This is a genomic window from Candidatus Nanosyncoccus alces, from assembly GCF_004138395.1.
Lineage (GTDB): Bacteria > Patescibacteriota > Saccharimonadia > Saccharimonadales > Saccharimonadaceae > Nanosyncoccus > Nanosyncoccus alces.
The window spans coordinates 84,673-98,351 of record NZ_PRLM01000006.1 but is presented as its reverse complement, the minus strand read 5'-3'; the positions used below and the strand labels follow the sequence as shown (position 1 = coordinate 98,351).

General features: G+C 42.2%; 15 protein-coding genes. 5 read left to right on the top strand and 10 right to left on the bottom strand.

Annotation, left to right across the window (positions count from 1 at the left end; translation table 11 throughout):
• Positions 1-14: 14 nt before the first annotated feature.
• Positions 15-1,481 carry a DUF1846 domain-containing protein gene (locus tag G3RUM_RS03135; protein ID WP_129735286.1) on the top strand — a complete coding sequence of 489 codons (1,467 nt, stop codon included), beginning with the start codon at positions 15-17 and terminating at the stop codon, positions 1,479-1,481.
• Here the strand turns inward: G3RUM_RS03135 and G3RUM_RS03130 are convergent.
• From G3RUM_RS03130 to typA, 5 genes are read right to left on the bottom strand one after another with little or no spacing between them, the layout of a single operon-like run.
• Positions 1,471-1,857 carry a DUF5640 domain-containing protein gene (locus G3RUM_RS03130; RefSeq protein ID WP_129735284.1) on the bottom strand — a complete coding sequence of 129 codons (387 nt, stop codon included), beginning with the start codon at positions 1,855-1,857 and terminating at the stop codon, positions 1,471-1,473. The two genes, G3RUM_RS03135 and G3RUM_RS03130, sit on opposite strands and share 11 nt — an antisense overlap.
• A 9-nt stretch (positions 1,858-1,866) precedes the next feature.
• Positions 1,867-2,256 (bottom strand): hypothetical protein, encoded by a 390-nt coding sequence (locus G3RUM_RS03125; RefSeq protein ID WP_129735282.1) that lies wholly within the window; start codon positions 2,254-2,256, stop codon positions 1,867-1,869.
• Positions 2,235-2,384 carry a hypothetical protein gene (locus G3RUM_RS03820; RefSeq protein ID WP_164998355.1) on the bottom strand — a complete coding sequence of 50 codons (150 nt, stop codon included), beginning with the start codon at positions 2,382-2,384 and terminating at the stop codon, positions 2,235-2,237. The genes G3RUM_RS03125 and G3RUM_RS03820 overlap by 22 nt, the downstream gene beginning before the upstream one ends.
• On the bottom strand, positions 2,359-3,078 hold the full coding sequence (locus tag G3RUM_RS03120) for a TatD family hydrolase (RefSeq protein WP_129735280.1): 720 nt from the start codon (positions 3,076-3,078) through the stop codon (positions 2,359-2,361). Before G3RUM_RS03120 ends, G3RUM_RS03820 begins: the two co-directional genes overlap by 26 nt.
• A 3-nt stretch (positions 3,079-3,081) precedes the next feature.
• Positions 3,082-4,899: a translational GTPase TypA gene (typA, locus tag G3RUM_RS03115; RefSeq protein WP_129735278.1), complete on the bottom strand. Its 1,818-nt coding sequence runs from the start codon at positions 4,897-4,899 to the stop codon at positions 3,082-3,084.
• 63 nt (positions 4,900-4,962) lie between these two features.
• Between typA and G3RUM_RS03110 the strand changes: the two genes are divergently transcribed.
• Positions 4,963-5,166, top strand: a complete 204-nt coding sequence (locus G3RUM_RS03110; protein WP_129735276.1) for a hypothetical protein — start codon at positions 4,963-4,965, stop codon at positions 5,164-5,166.
• Here G3RUM_RS03110 and G3RUM_RS03105 read toward each other — a convergent pair.
• Positions 5,163-6,962, bottom strand: a complete 1,800-nt coding sequence (locus tag G3RUM_RS03105; RefSeq protein WP_129735274.1) for a cutinase family protein — start codon at positions 6,960-6,962, stop codon at positions 5,163-5,165. The two genes, G3RUM_RS03110 and G3RUM_RS03105, sit on opposite strands and share 4 nt — an antisense overlap.
• Before the next feature lie 103 nt (positions 6,963-7,065).
• On the opposite strand from G3RUM_RS03105, the gene G3RUM_RS03100 reads away from it, so the two are divergent.
• Positions 7,066-7,614 carry a deoxycytidylate deaminase gene (locus tag G3RUM_RS03100; protein WP_129735272.1) on the top strand — a complete coding sequence of 183 codons (549 nt, stop codon included), beginning with the start codon at positions 7,066-7,068 and terminating at the stop codon, positions 7,612-7,614.
• Here G3RUM_RS03100 and G3RUM_RS03095 read toward each other — a convergent pair.
• The gene (locus G3RUM_RS03095; RefSeq protein ID WP_129735270.1) at positions 7,611-8,141 is read right to left on the bottom strand and encodes a hypothetical protein; all 531 of its coding nucleotides are present in this window, start codon (positions 8,139-8,141) and stop codon (positions 7,611-7,613) included. The two genes, G3RUM_RS03100 and G3RUM_RS03095, sit on opposite strands and share 4 nt — an antisense overlap.
• Before the next feature lie 54 nt (positions 8,142-8,195).
• Positions 8,196-8,843 (bottom strand): uracil-DNA glycosylase, encoded by a 648-nt coding sequence (locus tag G3RUM_RS03090; RefSeq protein ID WP_129735268.1) that lies wholly within the window; start codon positions 8,841-8,843, stop codon positions 8,196-8,198.
• A gap of 42 nt (positions 8,844-8,885) precedes the next feature.
• Here G3RUM_RS03090 and G3RUM_RS03085 point away from each other — a divergent pair, with 42 nt between their 5' ends.
• Both G3RUM_RS03085 and tmk read left to right on the top strand, forming a co-directional pair.
• Entirely contained in the window at positions 8,886-9,539 is a 654-nt protein-coding gene (locus tag G3RUM_RS03085) for a thymidine kinase (RefSeq protein ID WP_129735266.1), read from the top strand.
• A complete protein-coding gene (tmk, locus tag G3RUM_RS03080; protein ID WP_164998354.1) occupies positions 9,523-10,149 on the top strand; it encodes a dTMP kinase in 627 nt (208 codons plus the stop codon). Before G3RUM_RS03085 ends, tmk begins: the two co-directional genes overlap by 17 nt.
• On the opposite strand, the gene G3RUM_RS03075 is transcribed toward tmk, so the two are convergent.
• Positions 10,146-11,927 (bottom strand): ABC transporter ATP-binding protein, encoded by a 1,782-nt coding sequence (locus G3RUM_RS03075; protein WP_164998353.1) that lies wholly within the window; start codon positions 11,925-11,927, stop codon positions 10,146-10,148. The two genes, tmk and G3RUM_RS03075, sit on opposite strands and share 4 nt — an antisense overlap.
• Positions 11,920-13,671: an ABC transporter ATP-binding protein gene (locus G3RUM_RS03070; protein ID WP_129735260.1), complete on the bottom strand. Its 1,752-nt coding sequence runs from the start codon at positions 13,669-13,671 to the stop codon at positions 11,920-11,922. Before G3RUM_RS03070 ends, G3RUM_RS03075 begins: the two co-directional genes overlap by 8 nt.
• Positions 13,672-13,679 lie beyond the last annotated feature (8 nt).

Genomic DNA, 13,679 nt, shown 5'->3' with positions numbered 1-13,679 from the left:
ATAAGGAGGTACTGGTGAAAAAATGTTTTGATGCCGAAAAATACTTAAAGATTCAGAAAAAGAAAATCAAAGAACGCATCCGAATGTTTGATAAACTCTACCTAGAGTTTGGCGGTAAGCTAATAGATGACCAGCACGCGGCCCGCACTCTCCCCGGATTTCTCCCAGACCTCAAGATTCGTCTCCTCCAAGAATTCAAAGACGACGCTGAGGTTATTTTGTGCATCAATGCTAATGCTATCGAAAAATCCAAAATCCGTGCCGATCACATGATCTCTTATGAAACCGAGGTCTTACGGTTAATAGAATTCTTGCGTTCGAAAGGCATCATTGTAAATTCTGTAGTAATCACACTCTTCAATGGCCAGAAAAAGGCTCAAGATTTTGCTAAGAAATTGGAAGATTACCGTATTACGCCATATTTCCACACGTTTACTAAGGGTTACCCTACTGATGTCGACACTATCGTATCGGATGAGGGCTACGGAGCTAACCCATTCATTAAGACTACTAAGCCACTTGTGGTAGTGTCTGCTCCTGGACCCTGCTCGGGTAAACTCGCTACATCACTTTCGCAGCTTTACCACGAAAGTAAACAAGGCAAAAAAGTTGGCTATGCCAAATTTGAAACTTTCCCGGTCTGGGATTTGCCACTTAAGCACCCGGTGAATATCGCCTACGAAGCTGCTACTGCCGACCTTGCCGATAAAAATATGATCGATTATTTCCACCTAGAAAAATATGGCGTCACTGCCGTAAATTACAATCGCGACTTGGAGACTTTTCCGGTTCTCAAAGAAATCCTAACGCGAATTAATGGCAAAAGCATTTATTTCTCTCCTACCGATATGGGCGTTAACGTGATTGGTAAATGTATCACGGACGACAAAGCTGTACAGCGCGCTGCTAAGGATGAAATCATACGCCGCTATTATCGCGCTTTGGTAGACCTCAAAAAAGGAGCCGTAGATGAAGCGGTGCCAGAACGTATTAAGCTCTTGATGAACGAACTTGAAATTTCCGAAAGAGACCGCGCCGTTGCTACTGAAGCGGTTAAGAAACGTGAACAATCCGGCAATCTCCCCAGCGCTTGTATTAAAATTGGTAAGAAATATGTCACTGGCCGCAAAACCGGATACCTTTCCCCAATCTCCAGCACCATGATCAACGCCATTAAAACTATTTCCAGAATCCCAGACGAAATGGACTTAATAGCTTCTGCTGTGCTTGAACCAATTCTGGAGACTAAAAACAAAACATCTAATTTTAAGGAAAGTTACCTCAAGATTGGTGAGGTCCTAATCGCTCTGTCTATTTGTTCTTCCACCAATCCGGTTGTAAAGAAAGCCCTGGATAATTTAGAAAAACTAAGCAGCGCTCAACTCCATGCTACACACATGATACCAGACGACGAAATGATTGTATTATCTAATCTCGGCATTGATGCCACTTGTGACACAGAAATAGATACTAGTTATTAACTGGTATGAACCTGATTTCTTCATCGTCTTTAGTGATTGTCAGCACGCTACCGTTCTGATCCAATTCGTACCCGAATTCATCACTCAGCGTATATAACCACTCGGTGTCGATTTTTATTTTGTTATCCTCCAGCGCCCAGGAAAAATCATAATCATTAGTGTGGTTATTAGTGGTCAAAGTTCCCTTGCCAATCTCGGTAAAATTCCAGATTACCCCAGGCTCGCTTTCTTCTTGCCACTCACCGACGGAAACCAAAAACTCCCCATCTTGCACGCTCGGCCCAGTATTCAATCGCACAATCAAAAAAACCACACCAGCGACCAGTGTGACGATGCCAATGATAAAAACTATAAGTGAAACGCGCCTTTTATTCATAAGCACATTTTAACAATAAAGCTTGGTTTTGACAAGATTTAGGTATCCATGGGCCGCTTGGCGGAAATTATTTAGCTCCGTTCCTTCAATTTTTTTGTATGCACCGCCTAAAGGTTTTTTATATACGCCAGTTGGGCGTACCTCATAGCGAATAGTCATTTCTTGTAACTCGCCAAGTTGGTTTGTCCAGCTTTCATGCCAGATCCACACGTTCTTTTTTGACGCAAAAAACTCGCGTCGATGCCCCACCGGCACTGGTCCAAAGAGCGTTCGACCTAATTCTGATTCAGCGTTAATCAAATCATCTAAACTTAATTTGTTAGTATAAGTTTTTGGTTTGCGGTAGAAAGGATTTTTGATTGCTATGGATGGCTTTTCTAGCAATTTCTTGAACGACATTTTTCAATTTCCTCTGCTATCGCATTTAATTCTTTGTAAACCTTAAAAGATTCTTCAGTTGCATCAAAATCGTAGACTTCCTGCTTGGCGAAAGACGGTATATTAAATGTTGAAGAGTTGTCTTGCATTCTCCGTGGTTTTCCTCTCTACGATTTGGTAATCTAGACCTAGCTTTGTGCTTAGCCATTTGGCTATAGCTGGCACATAACTCGGTTCGTTAATTATACCACGAAAAGGTTCTGGAGTCAAGAAAGGAGCATCAGTTTCTAAGATGATGCGTTCGATTGGCGGCGTGGGTAGCGTAGAATATGTAGCCATACCATTGACACCAATGTAAAAATCTGTTTCGGCCAAAACTCGTTTTAAATTCTTTTTATTATCGGAAAAACTGTGTACTACGCCACGAATTTTTGAAAAATTTGTTACCACTGGAAAGAAATCATCAAACGCCTCGCGCACGTGAAAGGACACTGGCAAATTATGATCGTTCGCTAACTGCAACATTTGCTCAAACAGATGTATTTGTGCCGTTCGATTATAACTAGAGTAATGATAGTCCAAACCGACCTCACCAATTGCCACCGGTGTGCCTTCAAAAGTCCAATCCTCTTTTCCGGCAAATTCCGGATGTACGCCGTAGGTCCAGTAAGTATCGCCGTGCTCTACGGCAAAATCACGTGCCGCCAAAGAATCTTCATGGCTAGTACCAATACAAATGATTTTTTCTACTCCCTTTTCGTGTGCCCGTTTCAGCATTTCCTCGGCCTGCTCTGCCGAAAAGAATTCTCTATCATGCAAGTGACAATGCGCATCAATTAACATATTTTAACTATTTCGATTCTCTCTTTTTCGTTTGACCGGATCTAGTTGTCGTTTGCGTAAACGTAGAGACTTTGGTGTAACCTCTAGCAGTTCGTCATCCAACAGAAAGTCCAAACACTGTTCCAATGATAACTGCGTATAAGGGGTTAGCTGAATTGCCCCATCAGATGCATGCGTTCGCATATTGGTCAACTGTTTTTCGCGACATACGTTGATATCAAGATCATCTTTTTTATTAGAGAGGCCCACTATCATGCCCTGGTATACTGGTACCTGTGGTGGAATATATAATATACCGCGCGCCTGCGCCGCGTCCAAAGCATAAGCCGTGGAGGTGCCAGTTTCAAACGAAATTAGTGCACCGTTGCGTTCCGGTTTATACTTTGCGTCTACCGGCTTGTATCCACTCGGAATACTAGACATTATCACAGTACCTTTAGTAGCGGTAAGCAAATTATTGCGTAGACCGATTAGTGCAGCTGTAGAAATTTCGTATACAAATCTTGTTGAACCAGTGGTAGTAATCTCTTGAGACTTCAGCTCGGCTTTCCGGATACCGAGTTCTTGGCTTACTGCCCCGACAAACTCTGGTGCTACCCCTACTGTTAAACTTTCGATTGGTTCGCACTTTACGCCATCAATTTCTTTATAGACGACTTCTGGCCGGCCAGCTTCTAGCTCGTAGCCTTCGCGCCGCATCGTCTCTATTAGTACGGATAGATGTAATTCTCCGCGTCCAGATACCTTGTAGCCTAGCCCATCTGGCTTTATCTTCAGCGCAATATTGGTTTCTAATTCACGCTCCAGTCTTTCAGCAATTTGCCGTGAAGTCGTAAATTCGCCTTCACGCCCCTTTAGAGGCGAAGTATTTGGCCCAATGTAAATAGATAATGTCGGTGCCTCTAGCTCAATGGTAGGTAAAGCTTCGGGACTATCCCCGGTAGCAATTGTGTCGCCAATATTAGCTTCTGCCACGCCAGTTACTGCCACAATATCGCCTGCGATTGCTTTTTCCACTTCCTCCTTACCAAGGCCTTTATAAACAAAGATTTTTTCTACTTTACCACTTTTGATCTCGCCATTGTGCAAGATTTTTACAGCTTGCCCCTTTTTCAAATGCCCGCGGAAGATTTTCCCAATACAGTACTTCCCCAAATAATTATCCGCCGCTAATGCTGCTACTAGTAACTGTGCACTCTCATTATTGCTATCTACTTCTGGAGCCGGTATGTCATTAATAATAGATTCAAAAATTACATGTAAGTCATCATCCAAATTGGTAGTCTTGCCAGCCCGACCTTCACGCGCTACCGCATAATATATTGGATAAAAAAGCTGCGATTCGTCAGTGGCAAGTTCCAGAAATAGGCTCTCAATTTCATCTTTTACTTCTTCGATTCGTGCTGCTGGCTTGTCGATCTTGTTGATTATAACTACTGGTTTTAAATTTAACTCCAAAGCCTTTTGTAATACAAATTTTGTTTGCGGCATTGGCCCTTCTTGTGCGTCTACGATTAAAAACACGCCGTCTGCCATGTTTAAAGTACGCTCTACTTCGCCGCTAAAATCGGCATGCCCTGGCGTATCAATAATATTTATCTTATAACCGTTATAATACACACAAGTCTGTTTAGCGGTAATCGTGATTCCTCGCTCATGCTCTTGGTCCATGCTGTCCATTATTAGAGTTTGTTGCATTTCGGCTTGATTATCACGAAAAGTATGCGATTGTTTCAAAAGCCCATCTACCAGCGTGGTTTTGCCGTGGTCTACGTGCGCGATGATTGCCACATTGCGAATTAAGTCTTTGTTCAAAGTCATAAAGTATATTTTAACATATTTTCAAATAAAAACAACTGAGTCAACGTGTTATAATGTAATAACATGGCAAACCGGAACAAGCACTTAAACCCTAATCAAATTTACAATCCACTTCGCTGTTGGGTGGGTGACAGCCATAAAATCATATACAATACTCGCGAAGAGGCTGAGCTAGCGGCTAAGGTGGCCGAATACGACCACCATTCGGGCCCGCTAGCCATTTACAAATGTGAATACGGTGATCACTATCACCTCAGTTCTACTTAACGTTTTCCGGTATTTGGCGTTTTAGGGAGAATAAAATCGGCAGTACCTACGATTGCCGCGGTGTCGTTGGCACTACTATTGGCACTACTGCCACCAAAGCCATATCCACTCAAATTTACCTCTATGCCTTCTCCACGGATATCTTCTCCTAACGGTACTAAGCTTAAGATATTTTCTTTAGTCTCATCTAATCCACTAATTATAAGTTCAGTGTCTTCCGTAACACCTAGGACCATATCGTTTAGAATCACTAAAGTTCGTACACCGTCGGTTTCAATTTTTATTTTTACGCCGTTATCTATTTGTTTGGTTTCTTTAATTTCTAGAGTGGGTCTTTCCAATGGCCTATTACTCTCCTCTACTCGTGATAGGCTATCATAGCGTTCGATAATATAATCCGTTAGTAGGCTTAGTTCCTCTAAGTTCGTTACGACTTTGCCACCTGTTCTGTTAGTTAGATCGTTGTAATAATCGCCGTATTCAGAATTTGTAATAACATAGAAATTCACTGGATCAATTGTTTTGCTAAGTTTTACTACCTCGTCTAAGGTCATTCCATCTCGGTCCGGCGAAAGGAAATTTGCGTCCGTCAGCACTACTAAAGACTTTGTTGCGCCGTGTTGCCATTCTAGATTTTGCATAGTATGGAAAGAGGCGGAAAGCAGAGATTCCGGTATATCTCCGCCGCCGGTTGCCTGAATTGTGGCTAGCTCATTCTGAAAAGTCTCCAATGTACAAGTTTCGAAATTACAATGCTCTACCGGCGTGTAGGGATCGGCTAAATCACGATAATCGTACAATGCTACGCGTCCTCCGGAATCCAAAGTCTCCTTAGCCAAACGTAAGGCTTCAGATTTGTAACTTTCTATCATGCCTGACATCGAACCGGTAGAATCAATCAAAAATGCTGTGTCGTGTGGTGAGGAAACATGATTTTCTATACCAAAATGTTTAGTGATTTTATCAAAGATTACTCGTGAAGCATCTTCGTACAGAGCATCCGATATGTACCCCACATGATCGCTAATACTCAAACGTGAGCTACAAAAAATATCGCGTCTGTTGCACCAAGTTCCCACTTTGCCAACGAGTGTTTCTGGTTCATAAGGGATATAAGCGCCCAACAGTCCTTTGTAGGCCTGACAGTCTGGCACGTACATTCGGTAATCCGATAGGTTCTCTCCTTTGCATGCCGCTGGAATTAAACCTTCTCCTTCTGGTAGGTAAATTTTTGGGTCACCAAAAGTTGCCGCATATAATATACGATCTGCATTTAGGCTTTTCAGTGATTTCGATATGACCATCGCCCCCTGCGAGTACCCACCAATTACATATTTGGTATTCGTACAGGCTCCACCGTTTACCATCTTTATTAAGTTTTGTACCCCAGTATTTATACTTTCCCCAAATTCATATGTGTCTCCAGCGCCGAAGAATGCTCCCAGTGTCACATCTAGATTCTCGACTCCCACTCCTACGGCCGGGTAATCTAAATCGATAAACTCATAATTCAAGGCCGTAGTGGCGAGTTTGTTTTCAATGGTTGATTTATATTCTAAATAGTTCTGCTCTTTCCATCTTTCCTCACCCGATCCTCTTGCGAAGACGATACGAACATCCGGGCAGCTTTCAGCATTTGCTTGTCTGTATGGTGCAGATATACTGATCAGAGCCGCTGCGGCCACTAAATATCTGATTTTTATTTTCTTCCCTCTTCTGCCCACATGTTTTAAGCGAATCTTTTTCGTCGCATTTTGACGAGCACTATTAACTTTTTCTCGCAGTTGTTTTGGCATAAATTGCTCCCATTTAATTGATGCGAGATTATAGTCATAAGCTCAGCCAAAAATCAACCCCCCCTTAATATTTCATGCTATAATAGGGGAAATTGGAGGAAATATGGATCAAAAACAACGCGCATGGGACGAATATTTTATGGAAATTGCCGAAACGGTCGCGCTTAAATCCAAAGATCCGTCTAGTAAAATGGGCTGTGTGATTGTGGATCCCAAAAAGCGCGTAGTGTCACTAGGGTACAACGGTATGCTACAGGGGGCAGATGAGTCCAAAATGACTTTGAGCGAACGTCCGATGAAGTATTATTTTGCCATCCATTCCGAAATGAACGCCATTCTCTTCGCTCACCAAGATCTCACCGGCTGCACTGTTTACAATCGTGTCGCCACTTGTGAAAATTGTTTGAAATATTGTCTACAGGCCGGTATCAAACGTTTTGTCTATAAAGAGCTGCGTGTTCATTCTCACTCTACCGACCCAAAAAAATCCATGACGAACGTAGAAACTGATGAGGCCGTGATCCGCTTGTTAACTTCTATGCCAGACGTAAAAACACTGAACCTTCAAAACGGTAAAACCTACATCGAAGATATCTTGGCCTCTTATTTGAAAGACTCAACGGAATATGCACGTCTTGCGAAATGGATTTAGTCTACCCAGATTAGTATAAAATAGCATAACGTAATTATTGCTGCAGATAAAACCACTGTCGCAATCACAAACCACATAAACTTCTGCCATTTATCAAAAGTTGCAGCTGGTTTTTTATGAAAGAAGTTAGAAAAGCAAGCATACATCATGACGGTAGATAAAATCACACTTCCTGCACCAAGCGAAAGATACGCTATCGGATGTAAAATACTATCATTCGAAGTGGTGGCCTGTTGTAGCGTCTCACCCGGGAAGTTCCCATCGCCCATCAGTCCACCTTCGAACCTTTCCATGCCCTCTGGCATTTCAGGCGGTTCGCAATTTGTTTCGCCATCTTCACTCTCTTCGCAATTCATCTCTGGCATTTCTCCCACCTCTCCCGACATAGCCGGCGTCTCGCTGCTATTGCCGTCTGTAGTCGTATCGCTACCTGGCCGAGGCGGCGGCGCTGTCCTAGTGGTAGTTCCATTCGTTTCGGCCACCGAACTGCTGTTCTGCTTGTTTTTGGCTATTGTTTCTGAATCCATAATCTCTCCTTTATGCTTTTATCATAGAATAAGAACCTTAAAATGCGATTAAAACTACCAAACAATTGGCTCTAGGCCGATTTGTTTCAAAAAGTTATTAGTTTTAGAAAAATGATGGTTCCCGAAAAACCCCGCGTGTGCAGATAGGGGCGAAGGGTGTGGCGACTCCAGTATCAAATGTTTACTGCCGTCTATCAGCGGTTTTTTATTGCGCGCATCCCTGCCCCATAAAATAAAAACTAGGTGCGGCCTGGTTTCACTCAGATATTTTATTACTTCAGTCGTAAAAATTTCCCATCCGTGTCCACGATGCGATCCAGCCTTGTGCGCCTCAACTGTTAAAACTGTATTCAACAGCAATACTCCCTGTTTTTGCCAATTTCTTAAGCTCCCAGTCGGGTTTGCATGTTTGCCTATGTCATCGTCAATCTCTTTGTAGATATTGATTAACGATGGCGGTATGGGCTGCCGTGGAGGCACCGAAAAAGCCAACCCTTCCGCTGCTCCTGGAGTATGATACGGATCTTGTCCCAGGATTACTACTTTTACTTCGTTCAGATTCGTAGCAAAAGCCGAAAACACTAAAGACTTTTTCGGGAAGATTGTTTTGGTCTCGTATTCTGCATGCAGGAACTCAGATAGTTCCTTGAAATATGGTTTGTCAAATTCGGATTTCAAAAACGGCTTCCAACTCTCGTGCATATATCTATTATACAATATGATATAATGTAAAAAAGAGGTAAAATGGCAAAACTATATTTCCGTTATGGTGCGATGGGGTGCGGCAAGACCATGCAGCTTTTGCAAGTCGCATTCAATTATGAAGAGCGTGGTCATAAAGTTTGCGTCATTAAACCTGTGACTGATACCAAAAACGGTACCAAGCTTTTGACTCGTATTGGCCCCGAGCGCGAAACAGATTTTTGCTTTAGCCGCGAAACCGACTTATTTAAAAAAATATCTCAAGAATATAGTGACGTCCATTGTTTACTCATAGATGAAGCACAATTTTTAACGCCTATTCAGGCCGACCAGCTAATGCTCATTACAGTAAAACTGGGTATCCCAGTCATGGCCTATGGCTTGCGCCTAAATTTTCGCCGTGAAGACGGTGGCTTTGAGGGTGCTACTCGCTTATTGCAAATTGCTCATGATATCGAAGAGATCAAAACTATCTGTGAATGTGGCAAGAAGGCTACCCATAATGCCAGATTCTTAGATGGCAAATTGGTCGCCGACGGGCCAGACGTTCTAATCGATGACGGAACCATAGATGTAGAATATCGTGCTATTTGTCCATCCTGTTATGAAAAATACCTTGAAAAAAGCGCGTCTCAAAGTTCCGAAACTACCCCTGTTAAAACCAAAAAGGAGAGAAATAATGCACATTGTGATTGAAGGCCAAGATGGCACTGGGAAAGATACTCAGGCCAGAATGGTTGCCGAGTATTTTCAAAGACAAGGCAAAGAAGCGGTGTTTTATGCTGAGTCTGGTACTGCTAGCCAAGACGAATTTGTAGCTGAAATCGCCAAACTCAACTACGGCTCTAAACAGGATATAGACCATCGTACCAGAGTTATGCTGTATCTTATTAACCGTTATGAGCAGTGGCGTAAAATCGCTGAACCGGTTCTAAAACGAGACGGGATAGTAGTGACGGCCCGCAGCTGGCTTTCCACCTTAATCTATGAAGGCTATGGTGCCGGTGTTAGTCGCTCATTAATTATTAAGGTCCACAAAACCATTATGCCGGCCAAATATTTTAATCCTGACAAAATTGCTATTTTAACTTTGAACCGCGATGAACAAGCGAAGCGCTTAGGTATCCAAACCGACAAAAAATGGAACCGCAAAAATGAAATTTGGAAATCTCAAGGCGACAGTTTTCAGCAAAAAATTAACCCCGCATACCTAAAAGTTGCTAAAGACTTCAACATCCCCACTATCGATGCTTCTGGCACCATTGAAGAAGTTTTCGCCAAAATCAAACAGACTTTTGGCATTTAATTTTCTGCAAATTGCGAATTATAAAGTTCGGCATAAAATCCGCCAGCCTTCAATAATTCTTCGTGGTTTCCTTGCTCTACAATATTCCCATCGCGTAATACTAATATCAAATCTGCATTGCGAATCGTGGATAATCGGTGCGCTATTACGAATGAAGTTCGTCCGTGTGTTAGCTTCTCAAATGAGTCCTGAATCAACTGCTCTGTACGGGTGTCGACATTAGAGGTCGCCTCATCTAGTATCATCATGGGTGGATTCGCTACCATTGCTCGAGCGATAGTTACTAATTGCTTCTCGCCCGCCGAAATATTATCTGAGTCCTCCGATATTTCCGATTTATAAGCCTTTGGCAGGGCTTCAATAATATGGTCCACGTTGCTAGCCTTGGCTGCGGCTCGCACGTCGTCGTGTGTGGCAAACTGTTTACCATAGCGTAGGTTTTCTTCTACCGTGCCGCTAAATAACCAAGTATCCTGCAGCACCATGCCGAATAACTTCCGCACATCAGCACGTCTCATTTCACGAATTGGCACGCCATCTATAGTAATATACCCAGAGTCTAGGTCGTAAAATCGCATTAGCAAATTAATCAACGTAGTTTTTCCAGCACCGGTCGGACCAACAATCGCCACATTCATTCCGGGATTTACCTTCACTGAAAAATTCTTGATAATCGGTGTTTTTTTATCATAGCTAAAACATACATCATGGAATTCTACTTCCCCACGTACCGTATTAATCTCTAGTGCCGGCTCCGGGTCTGGCTCTTCTTCTGGTTCGCGCAAAAACTCAAAAATTCGCTCGCTCGATGCTAGTAGAGACTGAATAGTGGACATAGTTGAAGCGATCTCAGTAATTGGTCGATTGAAACGCGAAACATACTGTACAAAAGCCTGTAAGTTGCCAATATTGATTCGTCCATTAACTACGAAAACTCCGCCTAGTACGCATATCGCCGTGTAACCTAAATTGGTAAAAATCTGCGTTACCGGCATTGATAACGCCGAAAAAACTTGTGCCTTTAAAGTTAATGTAGTTAGATCTTGATTGATTTTACCAAATTCAGCGATTGCCGTAGGTTCATAAGAGTTAGTTTTGATGATCGCCTGTCCAGCATAATCTTCTTCAATACGGCTGTCTAGTGATCCAAGCATTCTTTGTCGGTCTAGGAAAAACTTCTGCGCGAAATTCATAATTTTCCCTACTACTATTACCGAAAGCGGAACTACCACAATCGCAATCAGTGATAACTCTATGGAAATAGTTAACATAATCGTCAATACGCCCACTAGAGTAGTTAGATTAGTGGTGATATCAGTGATCTCTTGTGAGAGTGAAGTCGCCATAACGTCTATATCGTTAGTCATGCGTGACAAAATGTCACCATATTTATGTTTGTCGAAATATGAAATTGGCAACTTGGTAATTTTTTCGATAATTTGTTCACGTAATTTTTTGGTGTATTTGGCGGCCACCAGAGCTAGAATGTAACCTTGTATATAGTTTAAAATTGCCGACCCCACGAACAATCCTACCACTAGCCACACTTTGCTAAGAATCGGTCCAAAATCAATTTCTGGATAGCTGTTTACCGCTATATTGGTCATATCTCCCAAAAGTTTTGGGATAAATACTCCCAATGCGGCCGAAGCCACGGACAACGCTAATGCAATAACGATTGCTACACGGTATTCTTTAATGGATACCAAAAAATCTTTCCACGCTTTTTTAGCGTTGTGAATCTTATTACTATCGCTTGAGCTATGTGGCCTAGGCATTGGCCTCCTCCAGCTCGTGTGCATACTCTTTATCGGATAACTGCGATTTCACAATGCCTCGATATACCTTGCAGGTTCTCAGCAATTCGTAATGTCTGCCCTTCCCCACAATTTTTCCGGCATCCAGTACTATGATTTGATCAGCTTCTTTAATGGTACTAATACGTTGTGCTACCACTAATACCACCATGTCTTTGACTACTGGCATGAGTGCTTTACGCAGTTTAGCATCAGTTTTCATGTCTAGCGCTGAAAAAGAATCGTCAAAAATGAAGATATCTGGATTTTTGCAAATTGCCCGCGCGATGCTTAATCTCTGTTTCTGTCCGCCTGATACATTCGACCCCCCCTGTGCAATGTGAGCGTTGTATTTACCGGGTAATTTTTCAATGAAGTTCGTTGCCTGTGCAATCCTGGCTGCTTCTTTCATCTGCTGATCGGTAGCATTGGGCGCACCAAATTTGATGTTTGATGCTACTGTACCGGAAAACAATACCCCACGTTGTGGAACTAAGCCGATTCTGCGCATCAAATCATCTTTCTCGTATTTTCTTAATTCGATGCCGTTAACTACAATCTCGCCGCTTGTTGGCTCGTAAAATCTAGGGACTAAGTTAATCAGCGTAGATTTACCTGAACCAGTAGAACCAATAAATGCTGTAGTTTTTCCCGCATGTGCCTTGAAGGAAATTTTATCCAACACTTTTTCCTTTGCGCCCGGGTAACTAAAATCCACGTCCTTAAATTCAACCGAAGCAATCTTTTCTGGTATGCCACTGGTTACATCTTTCCAGACAATTTTGGGTTTAGTCTTTAGTACCTCATTAATCCTTTCCGCCGACACGTTAGCCCGAGGTAACATTACAAATAACATTGATAACATCAGGAATGAAATCATCAATTGCGTCACATATTGCGTAAACGCCGACATATCTCCTAGATAATCAAAATTTTGCGTCAAAAGTGATATCCCGATATAAGTACAAAGCAAGGTCAGACCATTGAAAATTACGTTTATCAATGGATTAGTCAATTTCATAATCTTTTCGGTAAAAATAATTAAATTTGTTAACTCTGCATTTGCACTTTCAAATTTCTTCTTCTCAATTCCTTCATTATTAAACGCTCGGATTACTTTTAGCCCGGTCAAATTTTCGCGTGTCAATAAAGTTATCTTGTCTATAACTTTTTGAAAAATTTTGAATTTCGGAATTACAAGAACCATCACCACGGTAATTAGCGTGACAATCGCCACGACGCCGACCGCCATAATCCAACTCATATCGGGCGCCGTCTGAATTGCCATCACTAGCGAAATGACACAAGATATTGGTGCGATCAACATCAATGACAGCATCATCATAATAGTTTGTTGTACTTGATTCACGTCGTTGGTTGTGCGGTTTATCAATGAGGCGGTGCTAAAATTTTTTAGATCCGTAGCATTGAAGCTTAGCACTTTTTGAAAAATATCCGCTCTAAGATCCCGGGAAAAATATGCCCCAATTCGCGCAGAAAGAAAAGTAGACAATATCGAGCACCCAGCCCCCAATACTATAAACAGTAACATGCGCAGGCCTATTTGCCAGATATAATCTATATTCTCCCCGGTAATTCCGCCATTAATAATGTCAGCCATTTGCGCTGGCAATTGTAAATTAGTAAAAACTTGTAATCCTATTGCTGCAAACAGTAATAAGACTTGCCACCAGTAAGGTTTTAAATACTTCAGCAATCTCAGCATAAATATAT

Bases quoted from the DNA above. Each gene is read 5' to 3' on its own strand.
- G3RUM_RS03130 (WP_129735284.1), bottom strand. From the start codon at position 1,857: ATGAATAAAAGGCGCGTTTCACTTATAGTTTTTATCATTGGCATCGTC.
- G3RUM_RS03125 (WP_129735282.1), bottom strand. From the start codon at position 2,256: ATGTCGTTCAAGAAATTGCTAGAAAAGCCATCCATAGCAATCAAAAAT.
- G3RUM_RS03820 (WP_164998355.1), bottom strand. From the start codon at position 2,384: ATGCAAGACAACTCTTCAACATTTAATATACCGTCTTTCGCCAAGCAG.
- G3RUM_RS03120 (WP_129735280.1), bottom strand. From the start codon at position 3,078: ATGTTAATTGATGCGCATTGTCACTTGCATGATAGAGAATTCTTTTCG.
- typA (WP_129735278.1), bottom strand. From the start codon at position 4,899: ATGACTTTGAACAAAGACTTAATTCGCAATGTGGCAATCATCGCGCAC.
- G3RUM_RS03110 (WP_129735276.1), top strand. From the start codon at position 4,963: ATGGCAAACCGGAACAAGCACTTAAACCCTAATCAAATTTACAATCCA.
- G3RUM_RS03105 (WP_129735274.1), bottom strand. From the start codon at position 6,962: ATGCCAAAACAACTGCGAGAAAAAGTTAATAGTGCTCGTCAAAATGCG.
- G3RUM_RS03100 (WP_129735272.1), top strand. From the start codon at position 7,066: ATGGATCAAAAACAACGCGCATGGGACGAATATTTTATGGAAATTGCC.
- G3RUM_RS03095 (WP_129735270.1), bottom strand. From the start codon at position 8,141: ATGGATTCAGAAACAATAGCCAAAAACAAGCAGAACAGCAGTTCGGTG.
- G3RUM_RS03090 (WP_129735268.1), bottom strand. From the start codon at position 8,843: ATGCACGAGAGTTGGAAGCCGTTTTTGAAATCCGAATTTGACAAACCA.
- G3RUM_RS03085 (WP_129735266.1), top strand. From the start codon at position 8,886: ATGGCAAAACTATATTTCCGTTATGGTGCGATGGGGTGCGGCAAGACC.
- tmk (WP_164998354.1), top strand. From the start codon at position 9,523: ATGCACATTGTGATTGAAGGCCAAGATGGCACTGGGAAAGATACTCAG.
- G3RUM_RS03075 (WP_164998353.1), bottom strand. From the start codon at position 11,927: ATGCCTAGGCCACATAGCTCAAGCGATAGTAATAAGATTCACAACGCT.
- G3RUM_RS03070 (WP_129735260.1), bottom strand. From the start codon at position 13,671: ATGCTGAGATTGCTGAAGTATTTAAAACCTTACTGGTGGCAAGTCTTA.